This is a genomic window from Roseibium sp. MB-4 (genome assembly GCF_053005265.1).
Genome location: NZ_JBRKQB010000001.1, coordinates 578,641 through 605,275 on the forward strand (window position 1 = coordinate 578,641; position 26,635 = coordinate 605,275).

A 26,635-nucleotide genomic window follows, 5' to 3' on the forward strand; every position below is an offset into this window, starting at 1 on the left:
TAACGAAACCGGTTCTTTAGAGCGCTCATGTCAGACGAATACGACAAAAAGCGGCCAGATACGGCAGAGACCCCAGCGCCGTCCGGGGGAAACCGGCCGTCTGGTGAAGATCCGCTGATTGAATTGGCGCGCATTGTCCATAATAACAAGCAATTGGGGGCGCCGGTGAGCAGCGGCCGGGTCGGAAGCACTGATTATTTCGCAGACTTGGATGATTTCGCGAGTGAGCCGAAACCCGCTGCGGATCCCAATCCACCGCGCCAGGAACCCGTATTCGGCGCCGGGCAATCACCAGAAATTCCGCGCTCCGACGCCCCACTTTCCAGCGAGCCGCCGCGCTTCAATGCTCCGCAGCAGGCCCCCGACCCCAGTTCTATTGTCACTCCGGGTGTAGTGCAGTCTCCAGATAGCTCTGCTCCAGGCTATCAAGCCCAGGCCGAGCCAAGAGGTGATGTGCCTGGCTGGCCACAGGTGCCGCAGCTGGACACGATTGAAGCCACAGCTGCAAGCGCTATGAACCGACCGGCACCATCTGCGCCCACACCGTCAGTCTTAGAGCCAGCGCAACCAACCTTCCAACCATCGTCTCCGCCTCAACCGCGCGGACCTGCTGTCGATTTTGGACGTGATTTTGGAACAGGCTTGGCAGCCTCTGTAGCGAATGATCTTGAACAGAACCTGACCGCTGAACTTGAAGATGAGCTGAAGGGCGCCCTGCGTCAGACCATCGATCCGCCTGAAGACCAGGCATTCGATCAACGCACTGCGCCCGCACCAGTTTCGCCGGAACCGCAGACAACAGCGCAAACCCAGCAACCGACTGCGGACTCGAGCTACTATTCAGGTGGGTACCAAGCGCACACGGCAAGCTTCAGTCAAGCACCTGCTCCGGTGCGCTCCGATAACTATTCCGACACAGTAACTCCGGATAATACTGTAAGCCGCGCCGGCGACCCGCGTCCTGCATTCGGTTCGGAAACTCCACCATCTACGCAGGCTTTTGAACGTCCGGCGCAGGACATTCAGCCTGAAGTCTCTTCGCCGTCCGCCCCGGCACCGCAAAGACCGGCAATCAACGAAGATGATCTGTTTGCTGCGCTAACCACGCCACAGGGTGGCGCGGCTTCTGAAAGTGCGCCTCAGGCCTCCGCGGACAGTCAGAAATCAATCGCCGGGATCGATACGCTTCTGGCAGATCTTGATTTTCCGGAGCGGGACGACCGGGCTCGTCAACAAAGCGCGGCAGAGAATTCATCTGAGCCTGCCGCGGCACAAGCTTCGGCAGAAACGAAGGCTACTGCGGCAGCTTATGCTGCCGAGGCTCCGGGTCGGCAAACAGCTGATGACATTGACGATATGGTCTGGCCGGCAGCGGCAGACGCTGTTCGCGACCTTGGCGATGATGACACACCGCCGCCGCCAGAAGGTTATGATCTCGATGCCGTCGCACGGGCGATGCAGGAGAGTGACCCAACCTTGAAGGGCAGTGGGGTTTTGCCGCCGCACTCGCGCGCTGAGCAAGCTGCAGTTCCACACGCAGAAGAACGTTCGCGCCGCGGCATCTTTGTTGCTGCTGGTGTCTTGGGCGTTGCTGCACTTGGCGCTGTCGGCTTCTTCTTCCTGGATACCGACACGATTGCAGTCCCGGATGGACCGCCGCCTGTGATTAGCGGCCTGCAGGAGCCACTCAAAATTTTCCCGGAAGAGCAGGATCCGTCTGCCGGCAACAATCAATCCGCCAAGCTGATTTATGATCGCGTTGATGGCCGCAACGAAAATGCGCCGACACAGCTCGCGCGTCCGGAAACACCTGAACCTGCCTCCTTGCCGCCAGCACCTGCCGGTGTTCAATCCGGTGCGGAACTCGTTCCTGGAGCAACCAAGCGGGTCCGGACAGTTGTTGTTCGTCCGGACGGAACCATTGTGTCGGGCGAGGACGCGGCCCCAGCAGCGACTGGCACCGCGCAACCGGCAGCCCCTGCGCCGGCTGAGCCCCGTGTTGTTGCAACTCAGCCGATTACGGCAACACCTTCGCCGGAACCTGCAGCGGCTCCGACGCAGGCTGAACCGGCTGCCGGAACGCCACAGCCCGCTGCACCGGCACCGACAACGCCTGCAATCGTTGCTGCTACAGAACCTGTGGCGGCAGTTGAGGAGCCTGCAGCTCCTGTTCCGACAGTTCTGCCGCGGAAAAAACCAGCTGCGCCTGTGCAAGTCGCGCAAGCGCCTGCTGCTGCAACAAATCCTGCACCGGCAACGCAGAACAGTGGTCCATTGAACTTGTCTCAACCGGCCTCGGCTCCAGCGCCTGCTACGACCACAGCACCTGCCGCAGCGGCTGCTGGCACTGGTACGATACCGGGTGGAACGTATATCGTTCAGGTGACGTCTCAGCGCTCAGCTTCGGCTGCGAGCGATGCCTATTCGTCGCTACAACGTCGCTACCCGTCGATTATCGGCAATGTGAACGCCGTGATTGTGGCGGCGGACCTCGGCGATCGGGGAGTCTTTTACCGGGCCCGGATCCCGACGGGATCGCGTGATGAAGCCATCCGGTTGTGTGAACAGCTGCAAGGCGCAGGCGGCGACTGCTTCGTTCGCAGGCAATAGACCAGGGCGCACCAATACAACGATTAAGATGGCCGGGTGTTCCGGCCATTTTTTATTCGGCTGCGGTCATCTTGGCTTGGCTCTGCAAACCGAGAAGGTGCGGGGTCATCTGCCGGTAAACATCCGAAATAGCGTCGATCGCCAGACGGACGGCAGGTTCACGCCGGACATCGCGGTGAACGATGATATGCTCCGGATTTGTGAGTTCCGGCAAGGGTTCCATGACCCGTACGAGGTCTGGATGCCGGTCACCCATGAAGACCGGAATCAATCCGAGGCCGGATCCGCTCGCAATCATGTTCATCATAGTGGTCATGGTGTTGGTGCGCAGCCTGGGTGGCGCGGGCAGGCGTTCTGCGAGCCAGCGATTATGGGCCGGATACCAGAGGTCGTCCGGCGTAAATCCAAGCCAACTGCACGCTGAGTACCGGGCTTCTTCAAAAACAGATGGGCGGGCCGCCGCGTAGGATTTGCTAGCATAAACGCTGTAAGCGAGATCGCCGATTTTCCGGGCAATCAGCGTATCGGTCTCGGGGAGGCAGTTTCTGATCTGCAATTCGATGCTGCGGCTTTGATGATCGACATGGCTGTGGCTGGAGATCAGCTCAAGCTCAATGTCTTTTAGCCGTTCATCCAGAAGAGGATACATGTCTGTCAGGACACGGGCGCGCACCTCATCGACGGCAACGCGAACGACCCTGAGCGAAGCACCGGCCAGATCTGGCATGATGCGCGCCGCTGCATCCGCACGTTGACGCATATCTGCGGCAAGTGGAATGAGCCTTTGCCCCGCTTCTGTGGGTTTGAGACCAGAGGGTGTTCTATCAAACAGCCGCGCTCCGACGCGGTCCTCGAATGCTTTCAAACGCCTGCTGAGCTGCGGTTGACTGATATCCAATGCCTTGGCTGCGCCGGATAAAGACCGCGCGCGGGCCGCAGCGTCCACGAGTTTTAGATCATCCCAATTCATCAGGAGAGTATACGTATTCGCCTAGGTAAGGGCAATGGTATGCGTATTCGCATGGGGCGCATGAGGAACTGGCATCTGTTTCGACAAACCTTTGAGTGCTAGTTCCCAATCATCATATTCAAGATCTGGAGCCCTCGCCGTGACACCATCTGCCGCCATCGGCCAGCGCGAAAACATTCCCGCGGCACTGTTTCTAGCGCTCCTGGGGATGTCAGCTTTCACGCCGATTTTTGCGGCCGGGAAACTGGCAGGCGGTGTGTTGCCAATCGTTGCACTCGTCTGGCTTCGGTTTGCAGGCGGGGCCGCAACCATCTTGTGTGTCGCCAGCGTGAAAAAAGTTCCGCTCCACAAGCAGTTAAGTCCCTTATGGAAACTCCACTTGATGCGAGCGGTGTGCGGTGTAGGAGGCTTGGCCTGTGCGGTCTATGCAGCGTCCGTGATGCCGCTTGCGGATGCGACCGCGATTGGATTGACGAAAGGCATCTTTGCGATTGCCCTGGCCGGGTTGATCCTGAAGGAGCTGGTGACCGGCAAGCATTGGATCGCCGGAGCGATGAGTATGCTCGGCGCCTATCTCGTCGTTCAATCGGCCGACAGTGTGTCTCAGAATTCGGAGATGGCGCTCGTTGGGGCTATTGCGGCGATTGCAAGTGCGCTCTTCATGGCAGCGGAAAGCTTGATCATGCGCTACATCGCCCAGCGCGAAGATACAGTTACGATCCTGGCCTATGTAAACGTGTTTGCAGCGTTGTTTTTGGCCGTGCCGGTGATTTGGCTGATCGCCAGAGACGGCGTTGCGGTGGGCGATCTGCTTGCGTTCGCCTGGCTTGGCCCCCTCGCAATTGTCGGCCAGTCTTTCAACATTTCGGCCTACCGACGTGCTGGCGCTGCAACACTTGCCCCTGCTTTTTACGCCACCGTGGTCCTCTCGGCCTTGTTTGGTTACGCCGTTTGGGGCGAAGTTCCGGGACCAGAAGCCCTTGTTGGTGCGCTGCTGATCCTGGCCGGGGGCGCAGTCTTGACCCTGCGCCGGGGCCGGTAGATCCCTACTTCAAAAGAGCATTTGCAAGGAACGGCAGGCTTTCGTCCATCCGATAGTCAATCGACGAGTGGGTGTCGTTGAACTCCTCATAGACGTGATCAACACCGGCGGTCTCCAGCTTCCGTTTCAAACGGCGTGCGCCATAGACCAGATTGTATTGGTCGATGTACCCGCAATCGATCCAGAGCCCCTTCATGGATTTCAAGGAATCGGTATGCGCTTCGACCATTTGCACAGGATCCCAGGACAGCCAGGCATTCCAGCGGTCTTCAATGATTTCGCAGGTCTCAAGGTCAACCGGTAAGCGAATACCGCAGAAGGTGTCTGCCGACGGATCAGGGTCGTAGGTTGCCGCCATCGCAAATGTCATCAGATCGTGCAACGCGCCGCCGGGATACTTCGGCCCGGCTTCAAACCAGCGAACAAAAGCCTCAATTGACCCATGTTTCTGGATTGCCCGCAGCGCACTTGGCATTTCCGGCAAGTAACAGAGTTCAAACGCCATATCTCCTGAGTGACAAGCCGCTGCTGACCAGACGTCAGCGTGTTTCATGGCGTGAACAATGGCGCCATAACCGCCGGATGACTTGCCGAATAATCCGCGTTTACCGTCCCCGCCACAGCCGAATTGGCCTTCGACAGCTTGGAGCATGTCCGTGGTGAGCCACGTTGCCCAAGGTCCCATGGCTGTGCTGTCGATATACTGGTTGCCGCCAAGGCGCGTGAAACAGTCCGGGAAGGCGACAACAACCGGGGGGAGTGCGCCATCATGGATCAGCCGATCCAAGCGCTCCGGAACGTTTTCGCCAAAATTTTTCCAGTTCACATGCGCCGGGCCGCCGGACGTATAGCCAACGATATCCACCAGAAGCGGCAGCCCAGTGCCGTCATGTCCATTTGGGACATAAACGACCACTTCGCGCGTTGCCGGGTCGCCAAGCCGGTTTTGGGTCAAGATTTCAGATGTGACGGAAATCCGGTGCAAAGTGCCGGCCGGAATGTCATGGCGCGCGCGCATGGAAAGTTACTCCAATGAGAAACAGAACGAGGAAACTTAGATTGCAAGTTCGCATCCGGAGCGCAAGTGCGCTTGCCGGTGAACCGGACCTTTCTTGACGGGCAGGGGTGGTGCCGGTAAGCGATGATCATGATCAAAGCCTTTATTTCCGGCTGCGCCGGCACAAGTCTCTCCGCTGCTGAACAAGCGTTTTTCAAAGAGCATAATCCCTGGGGACTGATCCTGTTTGCCCGGAATGTCGACAGTCCGGATCAGGTTCGAGAATTGACCCGGACTTTTCGGGATGCTGTCGGCCGGGCAGATGCGCCGGTGCTCGTCGATCAGGAGGGCGGCCGGGTGCAGAGGCTACGGCCTCCGCATTGGCGCAAATATCCAGCACCCAAGCTTTTCGGAGATCTCTACAAGACGGATGAGGCCGCTGGAAAACGGGCGGCGTTCCTGGGCGCGCAGCTGATTGCCGCAGATCTTTCTGAGGTGGGAATTACAATCGACTGTTTGCCGTGCCTTGATGTGCGGTATCCGGACACCGTCGATGCGATCGGAGATCGCGCGCTTTCAGATGATCCGGAGACTGTTACCATCCTCGGACGCGAGATGATCAACGGCGCGATCGCCGGGGGCGTTCTTCCTGTCATCAAACATATTCCGGGGCATGGCCGCGCCAAGGTGGACAGTCATCTTGAACTGCCACGTGTTGCCGATGACAAAAACGCATTGGAAGCTGTGGATTTCCTGCCATTCAAGGCGCTTGCAGACATCTCTTTGGGTATGACCGCGCACTTGCTTTATGAGAGCATAGACCCCGAAAATCCGGGGACGCAGAGCAGTGCGGTCATAAATGGGATTATCCGCGATGAAATCGGCTTCGATGGCTGTCTGATGAGTGATGATATCTCGATGAAAGCGCTTGGCGGCGATGTGTCGAGCCGGTCCAAAAAAATCTGGGATGCCGGATGCGATGTCGTGCTCCACTGCAATGGCGATATGACGGAAATGCAGGCCGTTGCGGATGCCGCGCCGGTCCTCGCGGGACGTTCTCTAGAGCGCTGCAACACGGCTTTGGCTGGATACAAAGCGGTAGAATCTGGCTTTGATGCAGACAGGGCCTGGGTAGAGTTTCAATCCCTGACAGGCTGGGCGGGAGTGTAACGGGACACAAAATGGCGGAGCAAGACACACAACCCGCATCCGCGCCAGACAAGTCATTTGACCTTCTGAGCGCGGTGCACACAAGCGAGGAACGGGCGACGTCCGATCCGCAGCTGGTTGTGGACGTCGACGGTTTTGAGGGGCCACTTGATCTGCTTCTCGGTCTTGCGCGCACGCAAAAGGTGGATCTCGCAAAAATCTCAATTCTGGCCTTGGTTGAGCAGTATCTGGAGTTTGTGACCGAAGCCCGGCGGATGCGTCTTGAACTCGCTGCGGACTATTTGGTGATGGCCGCCTGGCTGGCCTATTTGAAATCCCGTCTTTTGCTTCCCGAACAAAAGGACGAAGACGAGCCCACAGGTGAGGAATTGGCCGCAGCGCTTGCTTTTCGTTTGCGCCGACTTGAGGCTATGCGGGAGGTTTCTGAAAAACTGCTGGCCCGCAGCCGGGCAGGGCGCGATGTGTTTTTCCGGGGTGAACCTGAGACCATGTCCGTCGTCCACAAAAGCATCTGGGATGCCTCTGTCTACGACCTCCTGTCGGCCTACGCCACGCAGCGCCAGCGTCAGTCTGTTACATCTGTCCGGGTTTTGCGCAGAACAGTCTGGTCACTCCAGGAGGCGCGGGAGCTGCTGACCAAGCTCGTCGGCCGGGTCAGTGAATGGACCCCTTTGAATGCCTATCTTCGCGATTACCTTTATGACAACAAGGATTGGGCGACGGTCGTGGCAAGCAGCTTTTCCGCCAGCCTTGAAATGGTTAGAGAGGGACAGGTCGAAATCCGCCAGGGAGAGCCGTTTTCACCGGTCTACATTCGCGCCCTAGAACAGGAACCGGACCAAGATGTCTGAGCTGGAACAGCTTCACTTGGAGGGCGGTGCTGATTTGGTCGCGGCACCCCAAAAAGCCTCTGAGGATCTTAGCGGCCTCCGGATGGTCGAAGCACTTCTGTTTGCTTCGTCCGAACCATTGTCGCTTGAAGAGCTGACACTCCGTTTGCCGGAGGGAACCGATGTGCTCGGGCTGCTGGAAGCGCTGCAGGAGATGTATGCGCCGCGCGGTGTCAATGTGGTTCGGCTTGCGGGCAAGTGGTGTTTCCGGACAGCCGAAGATCTCAGTTACTTGATGCACCGCAACGTTGAAGAACAGCGCAAACTGTCGCGCGCAGCGCTTGAGACCCTGGCTATCATCGCGTATCACCAACCGGTAACGCGGGCCGAAATTGAAGAAATTCGCGGCGTATCGACATCAAAAGGAACGCTGGATGTCCTTTTGGAAACAACCTGGATCCGGATGCGCGGCCGCAGGCGAACCCCGGGACGTCCGGTCACTTACGGAACAACCGAGCAGTTTCTGATCCATTTCGGTCTGGAAAACGTCAAGGATCTGCCGGGTCTTGAAGAGTTGAAAGGGGCAGGGTTGCTTGATAGCGCGATCCCTGCGTCCTTCTTGGTGCCAACGCCAAGTGACGATGCTGCCTTGACCGAAGACGAAGATCCTTTAGAGGACGGCACATTGTTCGATGAAGAAACGGATGAGACTGCCGGTAGCTGATGTTCAAATCCAACGAATCCAATTGGAATGGCGGTCCGAAAACGTGGGGTGCGCGCGGGTCAGCAAGTGCCACGATAGCCGCAGGCCTGGTCTTCGAGAATATTTCTCATGACTATGAGGGTGTGCCGTCCGTCCGGAACCTGAGCCTCTCGATTGCGCCGGGTGAAATCTTATGCCTGCTCGGCCATTCTGGCTGTGGCAAGACGACGTTGATGCGGATTGCGGCCGGGATTGAACGGCAAAGCGCGGGCCGGGTTTTGATCAACGGCAAGGAGATCGCCGGACCGCAGACATTTGTCCCGCCCGAACGGCGCGGTATCGGTCTGATGTTTCAGGACTATGCTCTTTTTCCGCATATGACGATCCTGGACAACGTGGTGTTCGGTATCAAGAAGTTGGGCAAAGAAGCCGCAAGTGCGGCCGCATTGACGGCCTTGCGGCGGGTTGGCTTGGTAGACTATGCCGAAGACTATCCGCATGCCCTCTCCGGGGGCGAACAGCAGCGCGTCGCGCTTGCCAGGGCCCTGGTGCCGCGGCCGGGCATCCTTTTGATGGATGAGCCATTTTCAGGTCTCGACAAACGTCTGCGCGACAGCGTGCGTGATGAAACGCTGGCGGTGATCCGCGAGACACGCGCCACCTGCATCATCGTGACCCACGACCCGGAAGAAGCCATGCGCATGGGGGACCAGATCGCGTTGATGCGGCGCGGTGAACTCGTTCAGCACGGGACCGCGGCCGAGCTCTATAATAACCCGGCCGACTTGTTCGCCGCCCGGTTCTTTTCCGAACTCAATCAAATCGAAGGCAAAGTGACATCTTTCGGTGTTGAGACGCCGCTCGGTATTGTTGCCTCGACCGGGATGAACCAGGGATCTGCCGATGTCTGCATTCGTCCGCAGGGCATTATTCTCGGCAAGGCCGGTTTGTGCGGCGTGAGGGGGCGAATCCAGTCCAAACGATTCGTCGGAGAAGTCGATTTGCTGACAATTATCGTTGAAGGTCTCGACCAACCTTTGCAGGCGCGCGTGCGGGCCGGGTGCGAATGGGAGCAGGGCATGGACGTAGGCGTGACCACTGATCCCAAGGATGTCCTTGTCTTTCCGCGGTCGTGACCCCAAATCAGGGAAGAATAATTCTCCGGCTTATCCTTCTGTCTAGGAGTACAGAAACATTCCGGCATGTATTGTTGCAGGCAAGGAGCCAGTTTTGTACAAGGGCTCCAAGGGCGAGGAAGCCGGTTATCAGGAGTTTGGCGTATGGGTATTAGTATCTGGCAGATTTTGATCATCGCAGTCGTGGTGGTTTTGCTGTTCGGACGTGGCAAGATTTCCGAGTTGATGGGCGATGTCGCCAAGGGAATCAAAAGCTTCAAAAAGGGAATGGCTGAAGACGATACCGCCGATGCTCCCAAGACCATCGATCATGAGAGCGGTGAGACCGTGAAGTCCACCAAGGCGGAAGATCAGACCAAAGCGAGCTGATCTTTATCTGCGTCGCGTCTCCTTAAGGGGCGAAAGTACCTATGTTCGATATTGGTTGGACGGAGCTCTTGGTGATCGCCTGTATCGCGATTATCGTCGTAGGGCCGAAAGACTTGCCGCGTATGCTGCGCACCCTTGGCCAGACAATGGGCAAGATCCGCCGGATGTCGCGTGAATTTCAGTCGACGTTCAATGAAGCCCTGCGTGAAGCAGAGCAGCAGGCCGATATCGCCGACATGAAGAAACAGGTCGAGGAAGCCGCAAACTTCAATCCGCTTGGCGACTTGAAGAAGTCGATCGAAGAGGATGCGGCCAAGAAGACCCCTCCGGCAAAACCAGCGGCAAAAGCGGACACAGACCCGAAGCCTGAGAGCAAACCGGCTGAAACGCCGGCAGCCTCGGCGGCGAAACCCGCTGCGCCGGAGGAAGCGCCGGTGACGGAAGAAGCCAAGGCATGAGCCAGGAAGATATCGACGCCTCAAAGGCGCCCTTGATCGAGCATTTGATCGAACTGCGCCAGCGGTTGATGTGGTCCATCGCGGCCATCCTGGCGATGTTCGTGATCTGCTTCTATTTCGCCACCGACATCTACAACATCCTGACTGTGCCGTACCTGCGTGCCGCGCCGGACCCGGAGCACGTAAAGATGATCTTCACGGCGCCGCAAGAGTGGTTCTTCACGCAACTGAAACTTGCGCTTTTCGGCGCCTTGTTTCTGGCGTTCCCGGTGATTGCCAGCCAGGTCTACATGTTTGTGGCACCGGGCCTTTACAAACATGAGCGTGGCGCTTTCCTGCCGTTTCTGGTCGCAACACCCATCCTGTTCCTGATCGGCGCCTGTCTGGTTTATTTCCTCGTCATGCCGATGGCGATGGGCTTTTTCTTGTCGATGGAGCAAACCGGCGGGTCGGGCCAAGTGGCGATCGAGCACCTCGCAAAGGTGAGCGAATATCTCGGTCTGATCATGATCCTGATTTTCGCTTTCGGTCTAGTATTCCAGTTGCCGGTGATCCTGACGCTTTTGGGCCGCGCAGGCATGGTGACGGCTGAAGGTCTCAAGCAGAAACGCAAATACGCGATCGTTGGTGCCTTTGCAGCTGCGGCTATTTTGACACCACCGGACCCGATCTCGCAGATCGGTCTTGCGCTGCCAACGTTGCTTCTCTACGAAGTCTCCATTCTGTCCGTCCGGATGGTGGAGAAAAAGCGCGCGGAACGTGAGGCCGAGCGTGAAGCTGAGGATGCTGCGGCATAAATCTAAAGCTTAGTCTTCGTCCCGCGGCGGCCAGTCCTTAGACAAAGACCGCCGTTCGGGAAGCGAAGATGTTTGATATCAAATGGATCCGGGAAAACGCAGATGCCTTTGACAAGGCTTTGGCAAAGCGGGGCTATGAGCCTTCTGCTGCCAATTTGATTGCCTTGGACGATTCCCGTCGCTCCCACATCACCAAGCTGCAGGAAGCCCAGGAACGGCGCAACGCGGCCTCCAAAGAAATCGGCAAGGCCAAAGGCTCCGGAGATGAAGCCCGAGCTCAAGAGCTGATCGACGAAGTCGCTCAGATCAAGGCCTTCATCCAGTCCGGTGAGGAAGAAGAACGCAAGCTGATCGCAGCTCTGGAAGAGGCGATGGCCGTCATTCCGAACCTTCCGCATGATGATGTGCCGGAAGGTGCGGATGAAGCGGACAATGTGCTTTATCGGACCCATGGCGACAAACCGGCGTTCACCTTCAATGAAGCGCCGAAGGAGCATTACGAACTTGGTGAAGAGCTTGGTGGGATGGACTTCTCCACCGCTGCCAAGTTGTCCGGCTCGCGTTTTGTCATTCTGAAAGGCCAGATAGCGCGGCTGGAGCGGGCGCTCGGTCAGTTCATGATCGATATGCACACGCAGGAAAACGGCTACACGGAAGTCTCGCCACCGCTGTTGGTTCACAGCGATCCGCTCTATGGCACCGGCCAGTTGCCGAAATTTGAAGAAGATCTCTTCAAGACCACAACTGATCACTACCTGATCCCGACCGCTGAAGTCCCGCTGACCAATCTGGTGGCCGGAGAGATCATGTCCGAGGATCAACTGCCGCTGCGTGTTACCGCTTTGACCTATTGTTTCCGGTCTGAAGCTGGTTCTGCGGGCCGGGATACCCGGGGCATGTTGCGTCAGCATCAGTTCCAGAAATGCGAGCTGGTGTCTGTCACGACACCGGAAGAGTCGCTCAATGAATTGGAGCGGATGCTTGGTTGCGCCGAGATGATCCTTCAGAAACTCGGCCTCCATTACCGGGTAATGACGCTGTGTACTGGCGATATGGGCTTCGGGGCCCGCAAGACTTATGACATCGAAGTCTGGTTGCCGGGGCAGGACACGTTCCGTGAAATTTCGTCTTGTTCCGTTTGTGGTGATTTTCAGGCCCGGCGCATGAATGCGCGCTTCCGTCCTGCCGATTCCAAGCAGCCTGTGCATGTCCACACGCTGAATGGATCCGGGATCGCGGTCGGGCGTGCTCTGATCGCTGTTCTTGAAAATTATCAAAACGCGGACGGCTCAATCACTGTGCCGGACGTCCTGCGGCCCTATATGGGCGGTTTGGAAAAAATCAGTTAAGGGCATCAGGCCCTTAACCCCTACCTTTTGGCCAAGAACGGATTTTTCATGCGCATTTTGATCACCAATGACGACGGCATTCACTCTTCCGGGCTCTACGCCCTCGAACGGATCGCAAAGATGCTCTCCGACGATGTGTGGGTGATCGCGCCGGAGACGGATCAAAGTGGCGTGGCGCATTCACTGACCCTTGGAGATCCGCTTCGCCTCCGCCAGATCGACGACCGGCATTTCGCTGTGAAAGGCACTCCGACCGATTGCGTGATCATGGGCTGCCGTAAGGTGCTTCCGGGTCTGCCGGACCTGGTGCTGTCTGGGATAAACCGCGGGCAGAACCTTGCAGAAGACGTCACCTATTCAGGGACAGTGGCAGGGGCGATGGAAGCTGCAATCCTCGGCATCCGCTCGATCGCGGTTTCCCAGGCCTACAGCTGGAACCCGAAATCAGAGCCGGATTACGGTGTCGCGGAGGCACATGCTCCGGAGCTCTTCAAGAAACTGATGACCTTCGACCTGCCGCCGTACTCTCTCTTGAATGTCAACTTCCCGGTTGGTCCGGCCGATGCGGTGAAGGGCGTGAAGGTCACGGTGCAGGGGCATCATGAACAAAGCGGCCTGTCCATTGATGAGCGGACGGATGGCCGCGGCAATCCCTACTACTGGCTGAAGTTCCAGGACCGCGGAAAATCAGTTTTGGATAATTCTGACCTTCACGCCGTTGCCGATGGGTATGTTTCCGTGACCCCGCTTCGGATCGATCTGACGGCGCATGATCTCGTCGGTCGATTGGCGGACAGTCTTGGCTGATTTCCTTTTTTGCTGCGACGTCTCCTTTTGTGATGAGTGCCCAAGACGTTCTTTAACCGGGAAAACAGGGTGCCGCACCGGAACGGCCATTGTGTCTTTGCGCTCGGGTCGGTCAGTATGAGGACAGGGTGACGGTGAGAATCTCTCATGGTTGACCCATTTGCAGGCTGCCAGGGATGTCTGGCGGCAAACGGGTCTCCCGCGGGCGGGTAATGGAGAACGCGTGAATGGCCGCATTCGTTCCCGGTGATGACGACCGGGCAACGCAATCGAACTTGCCGAATGAAGCGGAGGCGCGTGCGGCCCTGGTGCTTGGCTTGCGTCAGCGCGGCATAGCCTCCGTGAACATTCTGTCCGCCATTGAACGTCTGCCACGACGGCTTTTTCTTGCGGCCCGCTATCACAATCTGGCTTACGAAGACACCGCACTTCCAATGGAGTGCGGGCAGACTATGACCGCGCCAAGCGAGGTTGCATTTGCGCTCCAGCTTCTCGACTTGCAGTCAGATCAAACGGTTTTAGAGGTCGGCACGGGGTCCGGGTACCAGACTGCAATCCTCTCACAGCTTGTCCGGCATGTTTACAGTCTTGACCGATATCAGACCCTTCTCAAGCTGGCGGATCAACGCCTGGCGGCCTTGAAACAGACAAACGTATCGCTGGAACACAGGGATGGGCTCTCGGGTCTTGAGAAGAAAGCCCCCTTTGACCGGATTGTTCTGAACGGGGCAGTCTTGGAAATACCCGATACTTTGATCGCGCAGCTTAGACCGGATGGCATTTTGATCGCTCCATTGGGCCCGCCGGGAAAAGCCCAATCGCTCGTGCGGATCACCAAAGCCGAGAGCATCGGCGCAAGCAAGACAGTGGCGGAAGTCCGATGGGTTTCCCTGATGCCTGGTGTTGCTCAACATCTGTAGAACCCCGGTATGGCGCATGTTGTTGCTGCCGTTGCGTCATGATACGAATGAAACCGTATTTGGGGGATGGTATGGTGTGTCAGCGTTTTTCTATTTTGATTACATGTATTCTGGGCCTTGTAAGTCCTTCTCTCGCAGAAGACTGGGTTGAAAAACAATTGCCCTCATATGCAGCAGGTGTTGAATTCATCGCCATTGGTGGTGACGGTCTGTTGTATTCAATTCAATCCAATCCCAATGGTTATGTCCTGACGTCCCTGATCGATAAGTACCGTTTCGAGTTCACGGGCGGAGACGGCTTTACTGGAAATATTCTGGCGGCAAAGGAAATCGTTTATCTCGGATCGAGTTGCGACGCGGTCGCCGGATCAATTTCTGGACGGTGGGTCAATGACAACACCGGGCTCAATGTTGTGGTGGAAGGAAACAGCGGTCAACGATTGGATTTTCGGTTTCTTGATACGGGACTGGAGCCAGCCCATTCCTGCTGAGGCGAAATAGGAGGAGCACAAGATGCTGTTGCAGTTGAAAAGACACTTGGTCCTTGTTTCTGCCTTGGTTTGTGGAATGGGGTCGCCGTTGGCGGATGAATTGCCGCTCGAAGACTATTTCATGAGTTTTCCGAATTGCTATGGGCGAACTTACAGTCTGCAGCACCAAAAAGATCATCCTGCGCAAAACACTGTCGACATAGCAATCAGCCACTTTCCGTCGAAGCAAGAGCTTTTGGGGATGGACAGCCCGTTCCAACCCTATCCGGATACGCCAAGGCTGGTCGTGAAGCTGGATGTCTGGATGAAAGGGCAGAACGAGGGGTGGCAAACGGACGCGATCTGCGATCCGGATGGCAACCGGCTCCTTTGCCGAATTGAGTGTGACGGCGGGCGTTTCTTCCTGGAGGGCCGGTCCGATGATAAACTCGTACTGACAGGCGGGACCGATCTCGATTTCAATCAGTGCGACGCCGGGGATCGAGTTCTTCAAAGAGCGCCCGACGATGGGACGTTTCATCTGACACCGATTCCGTTATCCCACTGCAGGGCGCAGTGATCTCGACAATTGGCGAATGCGAGGCAACTGAGTCGGACGATCCAGCCGGCTGCCCGGAGGATGCTGGCCGGTAGGTCCGATGTGCGTTTACCTTATGCAATTGCCCTGAGTTGAATTGGAAATCGGCAGAATTGCGGGTGTTGCAGGCCTTTAGCGGCGTGCAGGTTTTTCAGATTGGCTGGAATTCGAGGCCTCTTCTTTAGTCTTTATAAACCTTACTGCTTTCTAATCTTAACCACAGCAGCCATGTAAAGCAGTTTGGGTTGAGTCGATGAAAAAGCGGATGCGTTTCCTCCGCCAGGATTTACTGGGTAAAGTCGCAAAGGTTACTCTTGGAGCAGCAGCTCTTGCAGGGTGTTCCTCGGCCACCGAGCGGTTCGGACCCAACGACATTTACACCGCCAGCACCGCTAATCAGAAAGAGATCCTGACCGGATCTGCCCCAGTGCAACCGTCCTATCAGGACATTATCAACGGCACCGGTGGAACGACGGCTGGCTTGCCGCAAAACACGTCTGCTCCTGTCTCGACCGGTTCCATCCCGCGTCAACCAGCGCCCGTAACGTCTCCAGCTGTCGTCAGTGCTCCCATTGCACCGTCCATCACCTCGGCTCAAGTCCCATCGGTACCTGCGCCGGAGACACTTGCTGCTGGCAAGGACTGGAAAGGCTGGACCGCGGCTGGCGGCACCCAGATCAAAGCCCGGCAAGGCGATACGCTCGCGTCGATCTCCCGCCGCTATGGCGTGCCCATTCAGGCTGTCGCATCCGTCAATGGTCTTCAGAGCCGGTCCAGCGTGCAGGCGGGGCAGTCTCTGATCATCCCGACCTATGTTTATTCAGACCGGAACGGTTCTACGAGCACCACCGACGGTGAGACGAGGGCCGTGCAACTGCCAACTGTTTCGCGGAACGAAAATGTCGTTACCGGCTCTATACCAAACGTGTCGCGAGCGGCTCCGCGTCCGGATCGAAAGCCGTATGCGCAACCAACTTTCGCGCAGGTGACTCAATCAACACCTGCCATTGTCGCAACTCCTGTTGTCCCGATCAGCGCTTTACCAAAGAGCAAACCTCAAGGGGTGAGCGCACCGATCGTGACCGCATCTGTTCCGCAGACCGTGGCAAGTGGTGGCGCAAGTGTTCCATCTCCCAAGCGTCAACCGGACCGGATTGTCTCAACAAACCGTTCTGACGACTCAATTCAGGTTGAAACAACCCCAATTGCAGCTCCAGATTCTTCGGCAGATGCACCGGTCAAGACGGAGGCTGCACCTGAAAAACCAATCGAGGTTGCGAGCATTCAGCCGCAAGCCGATGAACCTGTTGCCAAGTTCCGTTGGCCAGTTCGTGGCCGTATCATTTCCGATTTCGGCGCAAAACCGGGTGGTGGACGCAATGAAGGCGTGAATTTGGCGGTTCCTGAGGGAACGCCGGTCAAAGCGGCCGGGGATGGGACGGTTATCTATGCCGGGAATGAGCTGAAAGGGTATGGCAATCTTGTGCTCGTCCGCCACGACGAAGGTTGGGTTTCCGCCTATGCTCACAACAGCGTCTTGAATGTCAAACGCGGAGATACGGTGCGCCGCGGAGATCCTGTCGCGCTCGCCGGTGCCACAGGCTCGGTCAATCAGCCACAAGTGCATTTTGAATTGCGCCAAGGCAACAAGCCGGTCGATCCGCTGAAATACCTGCCACGGCGCTAAGCTGGGGCTGCCCTCAGGTTAGGGCAACTTCGCAATCGTTCCCAAAGCTGTCTGGAAAATGAATTGGTCGCTCCGAATTGGGCGGCCAGTTCTCGTTTTTGAGGGATGCGCCCTTGCTTCAGGCTACACAAGGACCACGCACCAAGACACGCAAACCTATTTGAGCCGGGCATCTTTCAATGCTTCGAGCATCAATTCGGCTTCCTTGTCCGGATCGCCGCCAGAGTCGGGGATTTCCACGTAAGACACTGTTACCGAATTGTCGGGCGAGGCCAGGATAACTGTGAAATAGATCCAGACACCTTTGTTCAGGAATTCCAGGTCCAGCTTTATTCGTGGCAGGCTATCCCAATCGAGTTCAGCCTGTCCGCCCATGGAATACCGCAGCGTATCTTCCTTGAAGAACAGTTCGGCAGAGGTCTTCACAAGGTCGGCGATGTTGGCGTGCTGTTCGAGCCGGATGTAAGCGGCAAAATCCAGAACGTCGACGAGCTTCAAGTCTTCAATGAAACCGGTCAAGGCCTCGGCAATTGCCGCCTGGCGCTTGCGGGTTTTATCATCCGCTTCAGGTTCCATTGCGGCAGCCTCACGCAGCTTACTCATCCAAACCCTCCATTATTCATTGTTTTATACAGCGGTCTTGGATTTGCGTGAATAAACGAAACAGATAATTTCAGCAACAGCGCGATAGAATTCAGGTGGTATCATCCGCTCCACTTCTGTCGCGGCGTAAAGTGAGCGCGCCAGCTGCCGGTCCTCGATCACCGGGATGTCGTTGGTCTCGGCGATTTCCCTGATTTTCAACGCTATCAGGTCCTGTCCCTTCGCCACAACGACCGGCGCTGGGTTTTTCTCACCGTCATACCGCAAAGCGACCGCGAAGTGAGTCGGGTTCGCGACCACCAGGGTTGCCTGGGGAACCGCCGACATCATGCGGTTGCGGGCGCGGTCGCGTGCAAGTGATCTCTGCCGTGCCTTGACGATGGGGTCGCCCTCCATCTGTTTGTGCTCGTCTTTGACTTCCTGCTTGGTCATCCGCAGGTTCTTGCGCCAATGAGAACGCGACCAGAGGATATCGACAGTCACGAGAAGGATTGTGACAATGCAGACACCGGAGATCAGCCGCAGAGATATCTGCAGTATCATTTCGGGGAGGGCACTTGGATCGGTGAACATGGCGTTGATCAGATCCGCTTCATGAGTGCGGAACTGAGCATACACGATTGCGCTGACCGTGCTGAATTTGAAAACAGCCTTGAGAAATTCGACAAAGCCCTGGGCGCCAAAAATTCGCGACCAGCCCTTTTTGAGTGATAGCTTGCTGAGTTCCGGTTTGATCCGGTTTGGAACGATGCTTGGTTTGTTCTGAAGGAAAGCGGATGCAAGGCCGGACGCCGACAAAATTGCGATGATCGGCGCAAGGAACAGCCCAACCTTGATGGACAGGCTGTGGGACAGCATGAGTGCGTCTGCGCTGTTACCAAGGTCCAATCCTCCCGATACGTCCAGGAGGTGCACCATGTCTGAAACAAGCTGGCGCACCCCAGATGTTATTGCGAAACCGCCGATCAACAAGGCACCGATCAACATTGCAAGAACAGGAGCTTCCTTGGAGACCGGCGTATTGCCCTTCTCAATTGCGTCCTGGATCTTTTTCTCGGTCGGTTCCTCTGTTTTTGAGTCCTTATCCGCTTCTTCCGACATCGCCCTGCAGTCTCCTTAGAAACGCAGACCGCCGTACGGCCGGAACAAGTGGTCCTTATGCAAAGTAAGCCCCTTCATCCTGTTTCGGATTGAGCTCGATTTCGCCGCGTCCTGCCATTTCCAGTGCAAGGTTGGTGATCGAGCTGCGGGCCTCCAGAACGTCGCGCTGCGCTGCCGGCTCGCCAGCTGCCAGTTCATGTTCGGCAATCCTACGGGCACGGGATGTCATGGACGAGAGGACCACTTCGCGGAATTCAGCTGATGTTCCCTTCAATGCCAGGACAATCCGATCTGCTGGAATCTGATCGAAGATCGCCATCCGGGTACGTGCATTGAGGTTGCTGATGTCGTCGAAGGTGAACAGGAGACCCTTCAGGAGTTCTGCCGTTTTCGGCCTGATCTCGTTCAGGTTTTCCAGCGCATCTTCCATGTGATCCCGCTCCATCTTGTTCAAAATGTCAGCCATGCGCGCATGGGAGTCCGCTTCGAGTGTTCCGGACAGGTTGAGCATGAAGTCCTCATGCATCGTTTTTTCCACGTCGCGCATGATTTCCGGGACCACCGCCTTAATCGACAACATCCGCCGCACCAGCTGATTGCGCATGTCGGCCCGGATGTGGCCGAGAACCTTTGCGGCTGCGCTTGGCTTGATTTTCGTCAGGATCAAGGCCGCCGTTTGCGGGTGCTCTTTCAGCAGGTAATTGGCAAACACGGTTTCCGAAACCGTTGTGAGCCGGTCCCAGATCGAGCGGTTTGAATTGCCATGGACATCCGACATGATGTCCGCCAGCTGTTCGTCCGGCAGAACGCCTTCCAGCATCTTTTCCACTTCGTTGGCAGAGCCGAACAAGGTGGTACCGTTGGAAAACTGATCGATGAACTCTTCGGCAAGCTTGTCCAGTTCCGCAGAAGCGACCGTTCCCAACTGGGCCGCGCTAACTGTGATCATTCTGATCTCTTCCTGATCAAAATGGCGCAGCAGTTTTTGGGAGCTGGTCCGTCCAAGCGATAGAAGCAGGGCGGCGACACGCTGCACCCCATTCAAACGCCGGATCGGTGGCGCCGGTGGCTTGGGGACGGCGGCAGGAGCCGGGGCAGCTTTGGCTTGGCTTGTCATTCTCGCGTGTTCCTCAAAAGGAGCATGGGCAATCAAAGGGTTTGGGAAATCTGGCGTCCGGCTGGGTGGTTTAGATTTCCAGCGGGCTTGTTTGTGAGCTGATGATCTCAGTTAGCGAGACACCGAAACGGGAGTTGTCGTCTTCCACAACAACCACTTCACCGCGGGCGATGACACGGCCATTCACAACAATGTCGATAGGCTCACCAACACGGTGGTTGAGAGGGATAACAGCGCCGCGGCCCAGCTTGAGAAGATTGGAGACCAGCATGGTTGCAGAGCCCAGAACAACCTGAATATTGACAGGAATGCCGAGGATCGTATCGAGGTTGCGATCATCGCCCATGGTCTCGCCGGCATTTTTCTTGTCTGGTGCTTCAACCCTGGCGAAATTCGCCGCATCGGCCGTTTTGATGGTTGCACCGGTTTCTACATCAACGTTTTCAACGATCGTGTCGGACATTATAACGTATCCTTTTGGTTCATAGAGACTGAGCGGAAGGGGCTTCCGAGCGTGTTATCGATTTTGTGCACACGGGTCGGAGCCTTGGGACCGCTGGTTCCACGGTGAATAACCGGTCCATCTTGTGGGGAGCTTGCCACAGCCGAAACAGGGGTTGGCTGCGCCGCAGTTTCATCATTGAACAGATCAAGGTCTTCACGGACAGGCGTAAAGCGGTTTGCCTTCTGCATGAGAGCATGAGAGCTCGAGAGTTCCTTGAGTTCTGCTTTCAGAACCGACTGCTGACGTTTTGCCTCGCGAGTGAGGGCGTCGATCTCAGCAATCAGCTCCCGGGCATCATCCATGCGATTGCCCAACGCATTGAGGATCTGAGCGCCTTTGACGTTGATCTCCTGGATAGAGACTTCAATCCCGTCCAGCGCGAGCGCAGTCTGGTCGAAAATGCGCTGGTAGTCTTCGTGATAGGACCCCAAGCGGCGCAGATCCTTGTGCATTTGCACCATTCGGATGGTGGTTACGACCAATGCCAGAAGCAGCACGCCGTCAACGATTGCGGAGATCATCGAAAAGATCCTTTTCTTCCTCGTGGATGAGTTCTTCAATCTGCAGGGTGTAGGATCCGTCCAGCTGTCCAAGCTGGCAGGTGAATATCGGTTGGTCATTGCAGGCCAGCGTCACGGGCGAGCGCGCAGTTGCCTGAAGCTCAATCACTTGGCCGACCTTCAGGTTTGACAACTCGCCAAGGTGCATCTCGCGTTCTTCCAGGATCGCTTCCAGCTTGACTTCCGTCCGCTGGATTTCGTTGTGGAAGTGCTGCGTCCATTGTTTGTCGCGGCCGGACATTTCGCCGGACAACACTTGGGACAGTGCCTGGCGCAGCGGATTGAGTGTCGCGTGCGGCAGCACGACGAAGACTTCACCACCGCGGCCGATGGCCTGCTGGAGCAGGCGGCCAACGACCGCCGGATTGTTCCGTCGGCCGACAACCGCAAAATCCATGCGGCTTTCGATCCGCTCGATTTTCAAAGTTGTTTCTGCGATGGGCGCGAAAGACTCTGCAAGAGACTTCGCGGCCACTTCAAATATCGTCCGGGCAATGCGTGTTTCGATGTTTGAAAATGGCCGCTCCTCATCAATTGGAGGCTCGGTTCCGTCTGCGCCGAACAGCACATCCACGAGGGTGAAGATGAAATCCCGGTCGAAGCCGACCAGCACGCGGGCATCCCATTCCGGAGAGTAAAGAACGGCGACAAGCGCATTGGATTCAAACTCATCCAAAACATCGCCAATCCGGTTGTTTTCCACATAACTGACCGAGATGTAGGATGGCGACGGTGATTTTTGGCGCATCACATCTGCCATCACCCGCGCCATGCGGTCGAAAACCACTGGCAGCATCGGCAGGCGGTCTACGGAGATACCCGCGGCGTCCAGCAGGCGGTCCGTGATCATTGCCCGTTCAGAGTTGGAGGCAGATTGCGTATCTGTTGCTGCGTCGAGCATGGTTTATGCGGCTCCCTGGAGATCGGCCGTGCTGGTTTCTGCGCCGCCGGCTCTCATGGTTTCATTCTCGACTTCGTCGATGGTTGGCCGGTCGTATCCGGAGATGGTCTTGCGGCCATGCTCCAGCGCGATTTGCGGGTCAGCGCCATTCATGAAGGCAAGCAGGGTTTGCTTGACCACGATGTAGTTGCGCAGCCGCGTTTCCCGGACCGATTTGATCTTTGCTGCCAAGGGGCCAAACAAGGAGTAGGAGAACAGGATCCCGATGAACGTTCCCACAAGGGCGGCTCCGATCAGGCTGCCGAGTAGCTGCGGCGACTGGTCGATTGCGCCCATTGCCTTGATCACACCCAGAACCGCGGCAATGATCCCGATCGCCGGCAGAGCATCGGCCACGCTGCTCATTGCATGATACGGCTTCATCTGATCGCGATGGATGGTCTGAATTTCCTCATCGACCAGAGCTTCGATTTCATGAGCTCGGGCATTGCCGACAATGATCAGGCGGAAGTAGTCACAGATGAACGTCGTCATGTTGGCGTCGCGCAGGACCGACGGATACTTCTGGAAAATCGGAGATGTGCTTGGGTCTTCGATATGCGGTTCGACAGCATTGCGGCCCTTCGCGCGCAACTCGCGCATCAGTCCATAAAGAAGTGCCAGCACATCCAGGTAATCACGTTTGGACGGGACCGCATTCCGCAATGCGTCGGAAACGGCCACGGTCGTCCCGAGTATGACTTTCATGGGATTTGCAACGATGAAAGCGCCAATTGCAACGCCGAGAATGATCACCAATTCCCAAGGTTGCCAAAGAACGAGGACCTTTCCGCCCATGGCGGCGAAACCGCCAATCAGGGATGCCGCGCCGATTATCAGGCCGATAATAATAGTCACCAAACAGCTCCTATCGGGTGAGGTTTTACTGTGCTGGTGAAAAGCTAGGGGATGAGACTTGTCCGAAGCTGACCGAACGGCCGTTTGCACCGGTGCCATCCAGTCAGCTTGGCGTAAGCTCGGGGCGCGAAAGTGTTTTCAAGACACTTACCGCTTAAAGGGCGCGGACATGATCAATACGATTACGCAGGTACAACTGGTTCGGAACAATATGGACCGCTCCATCCAAACCGTCGCATCAGATCCAATGGTGGAACGCCAGACCGAGTACTATCGCGAGAACATCAGCGACATAAAATCGATTGATGAGTTCCTATCGAATGACAGGATCTACCGATACGCCATGACGGCCATGGGCCTGGAAGACATGATCTACGCAAAAGCGTTCATGCGGAAGGTTCTGGAAGAGGGCATTTCGAAAAGCGATTCATTTGCCAATCAGCTGACGGACCAGAGGTATCAGAAGTTCGCTGAAACATTTAACTTCGCGAGTCACGGTGAGGCGACGACCGCCTTCAGACGAACCCAAGAGGGTATCGTCGACAAGTTTCACCGGCAAACACTTGAAATCCAGCAAGGCGAACAGAACAACGGGGTCCGTCTGGCTCTCTATTTCGAGAGGCAAGCATCCACGATCCAAAATGCCTACAACATTCTTGCCGACCGTGCGCTCGCAGAAACAGTCTACACCGCATTGGGGCTGCCAGATTCTTTTGCAATGACGGACATCGACAGGCAGGCAGCCTATTTCGACAAGCATCTAAACTACGAGAAACTGAGCAGCGATCCAGAACATCTGGCCGAATTCCTCGATCGTTTTTCGGCACTCTATGACGTCAAGAATGGTCCCCAGGCGGTTTCATCGCCGACACTCGCTGTTTTTGGTGCCGGTCCTGGAGTTGTGCCTTTCGGTGAAGGGCTTTTGTCCAGCATCCAGAATTTTAAACTTGGAGGCAGCTGAGCCATGCAGTCAGCTCTATATGTCGCGTTGTCCGCCCAAGTCGCTCTTTCCAACCGGCTGGAAACAGTCTCCCGGAACGTTGCGAATATGAACACTGCGGGCTACCGCGCTGACGAGATCAATTTCGCTGAGATGGTGTCTAAGGCAGGCCCCGATAAAGTCAGCTTTTCAAGTGGTGGCGAGAACTACATCTCTCGTCAGAACGGTAGCCTGAACAAAACGGACAATCCTCTGGATCTCGCGATTGAAGGAGAGGCCTGGTTCGCCATTCGGGATGCAAATGGCGGACTTTCCTATACACGAGATGGCCGGCTCAACATCGCTGATGACGGAACCTTGAGGACTGTGACCGGGCAGGTGATCGTTGGTGCCGGCGGGCAACCGATCCAGCTTAATCCGGACGGAGGAACACCGCTCATCACGCAAAACGGTGACGTCATTCAAGGCGATGAAGACATCGTTGGCCAGATTGGTCTCTTTCTGATCCCGAATGATGCCAAACTAACCCGAAGGGAGAATTCTGCAGTTGTGCCGGACCGGGCAGTCATTCCGGTGCAGGTGTTCGACCAGCATGGGATCCGTCAGGGCTATGTGGAAGGGGCGAATATTAACCCCGTCCGCGAGATGACCAAGATGATCATGATCTCCCGCGCGTTCGAAAGCGCCACCAAAATGATCGACATGGGAAGTGAAAGCCAAAAGACGGCCATTCGCGAATTGGGCAAAACATCATGAGTGCGGTGGTTGGCATAAGCTCTCCTTCTGAAGATCCATCCCCACGGCATGTGCTACTGAAGACTGTCGAGGCATCACAAAAAGCAACGGACGCGAAAGCACCGACAAAGGCGGGATTCGGGTTTTCTGATTTTGTTGATGTGATCAATCCGCTGCAGCACATCCCAGGTGTTTCTAACGTTTACCGCGCTGTGACGAACGATCAGATTTCCGAGGACGCGCGTCACGCCGGCCGCACACTTTATGGAGCCGCATTGGGTGGTCCGGTCGGCATCGGTCTCATGATGGCCTATGATGCGATGACAACACCTGGAACAAGCAGCACTGCACAGGACACGTTGGACGCTGAAGTTGCGTCGGTTGAGACACCGCGGACAATCACCGCACCCGAAACACCTAATGGGGATGGGTTTGATAGCGAAGGCGCACCGATGATATCCGTGTCGTCCCCAATCCTCGGAGAAACAGTTGCAAGTGCCGGTGAGCGAACACCTGGAACGCCGTTTAATCTGCTGCAATTCGGTGAGTTATCAGAGGACGCAGTTCCTGCGCCAAAGCCGAGCAATAACGATTCCACAGAACGCGTACCCGAGCCTGGCAGGATATCAACAGGTGACGCACCGGGAGCCGATCAGTCCGATACCAAGACGGTTGTACCAAGTAGCGACGATTTGGGCAGGCTCGCAGAGCACGAATCCAACCACCTTTCCCTGGATGTCTTGAAAGCCCTACAGGAGCGTCATGCCAAGCTCTCAGCATCTTAACAGCCTGGATCAAATCACGGCCTCCTTGGCTGCTCTTGATACAGAAATTGGCCGCGTCAAACTGAGCGGTCAGGTTACGCAGGTCTCCGCTGAAGCGATCCGGGTGTCCGGATTGTCACGCGTGGTTTGTTTGGGTGATCTGATTCAATTTGAAGGCCGGTCCGGTGTTCGTCAGGGCGAGATTATCCGGCTTGAACAAAAGGATGTTGTTGTCAAACCTCTTGAACGGGTATCGGACATTGGAATTGGCAGCGTTGCCTCGCTGATGGGAGGTTTGGCAATTCATCCGGACCTTAGCTGGCGCGGGCGCATCATCAATGCCCTTGGAGAGCCGATCGACGGGCAGGGGCAATTGCGTCACGGCGTCGAGGCTTTTCTTCTAGACAGGGCGCCACCTCCGGCAATGAACCGAGAAAAGATCACGGAAGGCGTGCGGACAGGTGTTCGTGTCATTGATCTCTTTACGCCGTTATGTGTCGGGCAGAGGATCGGTGTCTTCGCTGGTTCAGGCGTAGGGAAATCCACGTTGCTCGGGATGCTCGCCGGGTTTGGAGAGTTCGACACCGTCGTGGTCGGTCTTGTCGGTGAGCGCGGCCGTGAAGTCCGGGAGTTTATTGACGACATTCTTGGTGAAACGATTGCCAATTCCGTCGTTGTTGCCTCCACCGGTGATGAAAGCGCAATGCAGCGCCGCCTCGCTCCGAAAACAGCCATGAGTGTTGCCGAATACTTCAGGGCTCAAGGGCATAAAGTGCTGCTGATTTTGGATTCTGCAACACGTTTTGCTCACGCAGCCCGCGATGTCGCTCTTGCCGCTGGTGAGCCTCCCGTCGCCCGTGGGTATCCGCCAAGTGTTTTTGCAGATCTTGCCCGGCTGATTGAACGCGCTGGACCAGGTGCGACTGGTGAGGGGTCAATAACTGGCATTTTTTCAGTCCTTGTAGACGGGGACGACCACAATGATCCTGTGTCCGATGCCATTCGGGGTTTGCTTGACGGTCATATTGTTCTGGATCGCAAAACCGCGGAAGCTGGAAGATATCCGCCGGTGGAGATTCTGAAATCAACATCGCGTCTTGCGTCTCGCGCGTGGACAGATGATCAGCAAGAATTGATCCACCGGATCAAAGGGCTGATTTCTAACTATGAAGATACGAAGGATCTTCGGATGATGGGTGGGTTTCAAATCACTGGTGATGAGCATTTGGAGAAAGCGTGCCGCCTCGTCCCCAAGATCTACGAAGCGATGCGGCAGGGTGCCCAGCAACCGGTGCCCGGAGATCCTTTTGCCGAGTTGGCTCAAGCCTTGGCTGCGGACGCGTAAACCATTTTCGATGAAATCATGTAAAAGTTACGAGGCGTCGCTTTATTTAGCGGCGTTTTTTATATATATGTTCGTTTAATTCATCTGAAATAATTTGTAGAAACGTATTTTAATAAAATTACTTATTATTTTTATCTCAATATCTCTGCCGTTTTATTTAGTTTTGCATCTGCCGATAAGTTATGGCGTTACCAAAAACCTCCAAATACAACTCTCGCGATGGAAGAATTGTTGACGTCGCGATGTGGTAATTT

Annotated in this window: 28 protein-coding genes; 19 read left to right on the plus strand and 9 right to left on the minus strand. The window is 56.2% G+C overall.

The genetic code is table 11. From position 1 onward, the window contains the following. Nucleotides 1–27 precede the first annotated feature (27 nt). Entirely contained in the window at nt 28–2,610 is a 2,583-nt protein-coding gene (locus ACVDG4_RS02855; protein WP_447233950.1) for an SPOR domain-containing protein, read from the plus strand. Between the two features lie 52 nt (nt 2,611–2,662). On the opposite strand, the gene ACVDG4_RS02860 is transcribed toward ACVDG4_RS02855, so the two are convergent. Further along, nucleotides 2,663–3,580, minus strand: a complete 918-nt coding sequence (locus ACVDG4_RS02860) for a LysR family transcriptional regulator (RefSeq protein WP_447233951.1) — start codon at nt 3,578–3,580, stop codon at nt 2,663–2,665. Between the two features lie 139 nt (nt 3,581–3,719). Between ACVDG4_RS02860 and ACVDG4_RS02865 the strand changes: the two genes are divergently transcribed. Then, nucleotides 3,720–4,622, plus strand: a complete 903-nt coding sequence (locus ACVDG4_RS02865; protein ID WP_447233952.1) for a DMT family transporter — start codon at nt 3,720–3,722, stop codon at nt 4,620–4,622. 4 nt (nt 4,623–4,626) lie between these two features. On the opposite strand, the gene ACVDG4_RS02870 is transcribed toward ACVDG4_RS02865, so the two are convergent. Then, nucleotides 4,627–5,640: an alpha/beta hydrolase gene (locus ACVDG4_RS02870; RefSeq protein ID WP_447233953.1), complete on the minus strand. Its 1,014-nt coding sequence runs from the start codon at nt 5,638–5,640 to the stop codon at nt 4,627–4,629. A gap of 129 nt (nt 5,641–5,769) precedes the next feature. On the opposite strand from ACVDG4_RS02870, the gene nagZ reads away from it, so the two are divergent. The 13 genes from nagZ to ACVDG4_RS02935 all read left to right on the plus strand — a co-directional run bounded on the left by nagZ (nt 5,770) and on the right by ACVDG4_RS02935 (nt 16,913). Beyond that, nucleotides 5,770–6,789, plus strand: a complete 1,020-nt coding sequence (gene nagZ / locus ACVDG4_RS02875; protein ID WP_447233954.1) for a beta-N-acetylhexosaminidase — start codon at nt 5,770–5,772, stop codon at nt 6,787–6,789. An 11-nt stretch (nt 6,790–6,800) separates the two neighbouring features. Next, entirely contained in the window at nt 6,801–7,640 is an 840-nt protein-coding gene (locus tag ACVDG4_RS02880; protein WP_209002205.1) for a segregation and condensation protein A, read from the plus strand. An 82-nt stretch (nt 7,641–7,722) separates the two neighbouring features. Next, a complete protein-coding gene (gene scpB, locus ACVDG4_RS02885; RefSeq protein ID WP_286189939.1) occupies nt 7,723–8,343 on the plus strand; it encodes an SMC-Scp complex subunit ScpB in 621 nt (206 codons plus the stop codon). Further along, nucleotides 8,343–9,458, plus strand: a complete 1,116-nt coding sequence (locus ACVDG4_RS02890; protein WP_447233955.1) for an ABC transporter ATP-binding protein — start codon at nt 8,343–8,345, stop codon at nt 9,456–9,458. Before scpB ends, ACVDG4_RS02890 begins: the two co-directional genes overlap by 1 nt. Nucleotides 9,459–9,602: 144 nt before the next feature. Beyond that, nucleotides 9,603–9,827 carry a twin-arginine translocase TatA/TatE family subunit gene (locus ACVDG4_RS02895; protein ID WP_133947229.1) on the plus strand — a complete coding sequence of 75 codons (225 nt, stop codon included), beginning with the start codon at nt 9,603–9,605 and terminating at the stop codon, nt 9,825–9,827. Nucleotides 9,828–9,868: 41 nt separating this feature from the next. Next, the gene (gene tatB, locus ACVDG4_RS02900) at nt 9,869–10,285 is read left to right on the plus strand and encodes a Sec-independent protein translocase protein TatB (RefSeq protein WP_447233956.1); all 417 of its coding nucleotides are present in this window, start codon (nt 9,869–9,871) and stop codon (nt 10,283–10,285) included. Beyond that, nucleotides 10,282–11,082 (plus strand): twin-arginine translocase subunit TatC, encoded by an 801-nt coding sequence (gene tatC / locus ACVDG4_RS02905; protein WP_133947233.1) that lies wholly within the window; start codon nt 10,282–10,284, stop codon nt 11,080–11,082. Before tatB ends, tatC begins: the two co-directional genes overlap by 4 nt. 68 nt (nt 11,083–11,150) lie before the next feature. After that, nucleotides 11,151–12,431: a serine--tRNA ligase gene (serS, locus tag ACVDG4_RS02910; protein WP_447233957.1), complete on the plus strand. Its 1,281-nt coding sequence runs from the start codon at nt 11,151–11,153 to the stop codon at nt 12,429–12,431. 48 nt (nt 12,432–12,479) lie between these two features. Then, nucleotides 12,480–13,238, plus strand: a complete 759-nt coding sequence (surE, locus tag ACVDG4_RS02915; RefSeq protein WP_447233958.1) for a 5'/3'-nucleotidase SurE — start codon at nt 12,480–12,482, stop codon at nt 13,236–13,238. Nucleotides 13,239–13,465: 227 nt separating this feature from the next. Beyond that, nucleotides 13,466–14,158 (plus strand): protein-L-isoaspartate(D-aspartate) O-methyltransferase, encoded by a 693-nt coding sequence (locus ACVDG4_RS02920; RefSeq protein ID WP_447233959.1) that lies wholly within the window; start codon nt 13,466–13,468, stop codon nt 14,156–14,158. A 47-nt stretch (nt 14,159–14,205) separates the two neighbouring features. Beyond that, a complete protein-coding gene (locus ACVDG4_RS02925) occupies nt 14,206–14,649 on the plus strand; it encodes a hypothetical protein (RefSeq protein ID WP_447233960.1) in 444 nt (147 codons plus the stop codon). Nucleotides 14,650–14,725: 76 nt separating this feature from the next. Further along, on the plus strand, nt 14,726–15,208 hold the full coding sequence (locus ACVDG4_RS02930; RefSeq protein ID WP_447233961.1) for a hypothetical protein: 483 nt from the start codon (nt 14,726–14,728) through the stop codon (nt 15,206–15,208). Nucleotides 15,209–15,491: 283 nt separating this feature from the next. Continuing rightward, nucleotides 15,492–16,913, plus strand: coding sequence for a peptidoglycan DD-metalloendopeptidase family protein (locus ACVDG4_RS02935; RefSeq protein WP_447233962.1), 1,422 nt, complete (start codon nt 15,492–15,494; stop codon nt 16,911–16,913). Nucleotides 16,914–17,069: 156 nt separating this feature from the next. On the opposite strand, the gene ACVDG4_RS02940 is transcribed toward ACVDG4_RS02935, so the two are convergent. The 7 genes from ACVDG4_RS02940 to motA form a co-directional block, all read right to left on the minus strand. Continuing rightward, a complete protein-coding gene (locus tag ACVDG4_RS02940; RefSeq protein WP_133947248.1) occupies nt 17,070–17,516 on the minus strand; it encodes a BspJ family T4SS effector nucleomodulin in 447 nt (148 codons plus the stop codon). 24 nt (nt 17,517–17,540) lie between these two features. Beyond that, nucleotides 17,541–18,617 carry a flagellar biosynthesis protein FlhB gene (flhB, locus tag ACVDG4_RS02945; RefSeq protein WP_447233963.1) on the minus strand — a complete coding sequence of 359 codons (1,077 nt, stop codon included), beginning with the start codon at nt 18,615–18,617 and terminating at the stop codon, nt 17,541–17,543. Between the two features lie 55 nt (nt 18,618–18,672). After that, nucleotides 18,673–19,734: a flagellar motor switch protein FliG gene (locus ACVDG4_RS02950; RefSeq protein ID WP_050775945.1), complete on the minus strand. Its 1,062-nt coding sequence runs from the start codon at nt 19,732–19,734 to the stop codon at nt 18,673–18,675. 70 nt (nt 19,735–19,804) lie between these two features. Further along, nucleotides 19,805–20,080: a flagellar motor switch protein FliN gene (gene fliN / locus ACVDG4_RS02955; RefSeq protein WP_208981091.1), complete on the minus strand. Its 276-nt coding sequence runs from the start codon at nt 20,078–20,080 to the stop codon at nt 19,805–19,807. 116 nt (nt 20,081–20,196) lie between these two features. Continuing rightward, a complete protein-coding gene (locus ACVDG4_RS02960) occupies nt 20,197–20,760 on the minus strand; it encodes a hypothetical protein (protein WP_447233964.1) in 564 nt (187 codons plus the stop codon). Continuing rightward, a complete protein-coding gene (locus tag ACVDG4_RS02965) occupies nt 20,741–21,700 on the minus strand; it encodes a flagellar motor switch protein FliM (RefSeq protein WP_286189875.1) in 960 nt (319 codons plus the stop codon). Before ACVDG4_RS02965 ends, ACVDG4_RS02960 begins: the two co-directional genes overlap by 20 nt. Before the next feature lie 3 nt (nt 21,701–21,703). After that, nucleotides 21,704–22,597: a flagellar motor stator protein MotA gene (gene motA, locus ACVDG4_RS02970; RefSeq protein ID WP_133947256.1), complete on the minus strand. Its 894-nt coding sequence runs from the start codon at nt 22,595–22,597 to the stop codon at nt 21,704–21,706. Between the two features lie 169 nt (nt 22,598–22,766). Here motA and ACVDG4_RS02975 point away from each other — a divergent pair, with 169 nt between their 5' ends. Genes ACVDG4_RS02975 through ACVDG4_RS02990 form a run of 4 tightly spaced genes read left to right on the plus strand, consistent with a single transcriptional unit; the run spans nt 22,767 to nt 26,381 of the window. Beyond that, on the plus strand, nt 22,767–23,558 hold the full coding sequence (locus ACVDG4_RS02975; protein WP_447233965.1) for a DUF1217 domain-containing protein: 792 nt from the start codon (nt 22,767–22,769) through the stop codon (nt 23,556–23,558). A gap of 3 nt (nt 23,559–23,561) precedes the next feature. Then, the gene (flgF, locus tag ACVDG4_RS02980; protein ID WP_306148704.1) at nt 23,562–24,293 is read left to right on the plus strand and encodes a flagellar basal-body rod protein FlgF; all 732 of its coding nucleotides are present in this window, start codon (nt 23,562–23,564) and stop codon (nt 24,291–24,293) included. After that, a complete protein-coding gene (locus tag ACVDG4_RS02985; protein ID WP_447233966.1) occupies nt 24,290–25,057 on the plus strand; it encodes a hypothetical protein in 768 nt (255 codons plus the stop codon). Before flgF ends, ACVDG4_RS02985 begins: the two co-directional genes overlap by 4 nt. Next, nucleotides 25,035–26,381: a FliI/YscN family ATPase gene (locus ACVDG4_RS02990; RefSeq protein ID WP_447233967.1), complete on the plus strand. Its 1,347-nt coding sequence runs from the start codon at nt 25,035–25,037 to the stop codon at nt 26,379–26,381. The genes ACVDG4_RS02985 and ACVDG4_RS02990 overlap by 23 nt, the downstream gene beginning before the upstream one ends. Nucleotides 26,382–26,635 lie beyond the last annotated feature (254 nt).

Bases quoted from the DNA above. Each gene is read 5' to 3' on its own strand.
- ACVDG4_RS02855 (WP_447233950.1), top strand. From the start codon at position 28: ATGTCAGACGAATACGACAAAAAGCGGCCAGATACGGCAGAGACCCCA.
- ACVDG4_RS02860 (WP_447233951.1), bottom strand. From the start codon at position 3,580: ATGAATTGGGATGATCTAAAACTCGTGGACGCTGCGGCCCGCGCGCGG.
- ACVDG4_RS02870 (WP_447233953.1), bottom strand. From the start codon at position 5,640: ATGCGCGCGCGCCATGACATTCCGGCCGGCACTTTGCACCGGATTTCC.
- nagZ (WP_447233954.1), top strand. From the start codon at position 5,770: ATGATCAAAGCCTTTATTTCCGGCTGCGCCGGCACAAGTCTCTCCGCT.
- ACVDG4_RS02880 (WP_209002205.1), top strand. From the start codon at position 6,801: ATGGCGGAGCAAGACACACAACCCGCATCCGCGCCAGACAAGTCATTT.
- scpB (WP_286189939.1), top strand. From the start codon at position 7,723: ATGGTCGAAGCACTTCTGTTTGCTTCGTCCGAACCATTGTCGCTTGAA.
- ACVDG4_RS02890 (WP_447233955.1), top strand. From the start codon at position 8,343: ATGTTCAAATCCAACGAATCCAATTGGAATGGCGGTCCGAAAACGTGG.
- ACVDG4_RS02895 (WP_133947229.1), top strand. From the start codon at position 9,603: ATGGGTATTAGTATCTGGCAGATTTTGATCATCGCAGTCGTGGTGGTT.
- tatB (WP_447233956.1), top strand. From the start codon at position 9,869: ATGTTCGATATTGGTTGGACGGAGCTCTTGGTGATCGCCTGTATCGCG.
- tatC (WP_133947233.1), top strand. From the start codon at position 10,282: ATGAGCCAGGAAGATATCGACGCCTCAAAGGCGCCCTTGATCGAGCAT.
- serS (WP_447233957.1), top strand. From the start codon at position 11,151: ATGTTTGATATCAAATGGATCCGGGAAAACGCAGATGCCTTTGACAAG.
- surE (WP_447233958.1), top strand. From the start codon at position 12,480: ATGCGCATTTTGATCACCAATGACGACGGCATTCACTCTTCCGGGCTC.
- ACVDG4_RS02920 (WP_447233959.1), top strand. From the start codon at position 13,466: ATGGCCGCATTCGTTCCCGGTGATGACGACCGGGCAACGCAATCGAAC.
- ACVDG4_RS02925 (WP_447233960.1), top strand. From the start codon at position 14,206: ATGAAACCGTATTTGGGGGATGGTATGGTGTGTCAGCGTTTTTCTATT.
- ACVDG4_RS02930 (WP_447233961.1), top strand. From the start codon at position 14,726: ATGGGGTCGCCGTTGGCGGATGAATTGCCGCTCGAAGACTATTTCATG.
- ACVDG4_RS02935 (WP_447233962.1), top strand. From the start codon at position 15,492: ATGCGTTTCCTCCGCCAGGATTTACTGGGTAAAGTCGCAAAGGTTACT.
- ACVDG4_RS02940 (WP_133947248.1), bottom strand. From the start codon at position 17,516: ATGAGTAAGCTGCGTGAGGCTGCCGCAATGGAACCTGAAGCGGATGAT.
- flhB (WP_447233963.1), bottom strand. From the start codon at position 18,617: ATGTCGGAAGAAGCGGATAAGGACTCAAAAACAGAGGAACCGACCGAG.
- ACVDG4_RS02950 (WP_050775945.1), bottom strand. From the start codon at position 19,734: ATGACAAGCCAAGCCAAAGCTGCCCCGGCTCCTGCCGCCGTCCCCAAG.
- fliN (WP_208981091.1), bottom strand. From the start codon at position 20,080: ATGGGCGATGATCGCAACCTCGATACGATCCTCGGCATTCCTGTCAAT.
- ACVDG4_RS02960 (WP_447233964.1), bottom strand. From the start codon at position 20,760: ATGATCTCCGCAATCGTTGACGGCGTGCTGCTTCTGGCATTGGTCGTA.
- ACVDG4_RS02965 (WP_286189875.1), bottom strand. From the start codon at position 21,700: ATGCTCGACGCAGCAACAGATACGCAATCTGCCTCCAACTCTGAACGG.
- ACVDG4_RS02975 (WP_447233965.1), top strand. From the start codon at position 22,767: ATGATCAATACGATTACGCAGGTACAACTGGTTCGGAACAATATGGAC.
- flgF (WP_306148704.1), top strand. From the start codon at position 23,562: ATGCAGTCAGCTCTATATGTCGCGTTGTCCGCCCAAGTCGCTCTTTCC.
- ACVDG4_RS02985 (WP_447233966.1), top strand. From the start codon at position 24,290: ATGAGTGCGGTGGTTGGCATAAGCTCTCCTTCTGAAGATCCATCCCCA.
- ACVDG4_RS02990 (WP_447233967.1), top strand. From the start codon at position 25,035: ATGCCAAGCTCTCAGCATCTTAACAGCCTGGATCAAATCACGGCCTCC.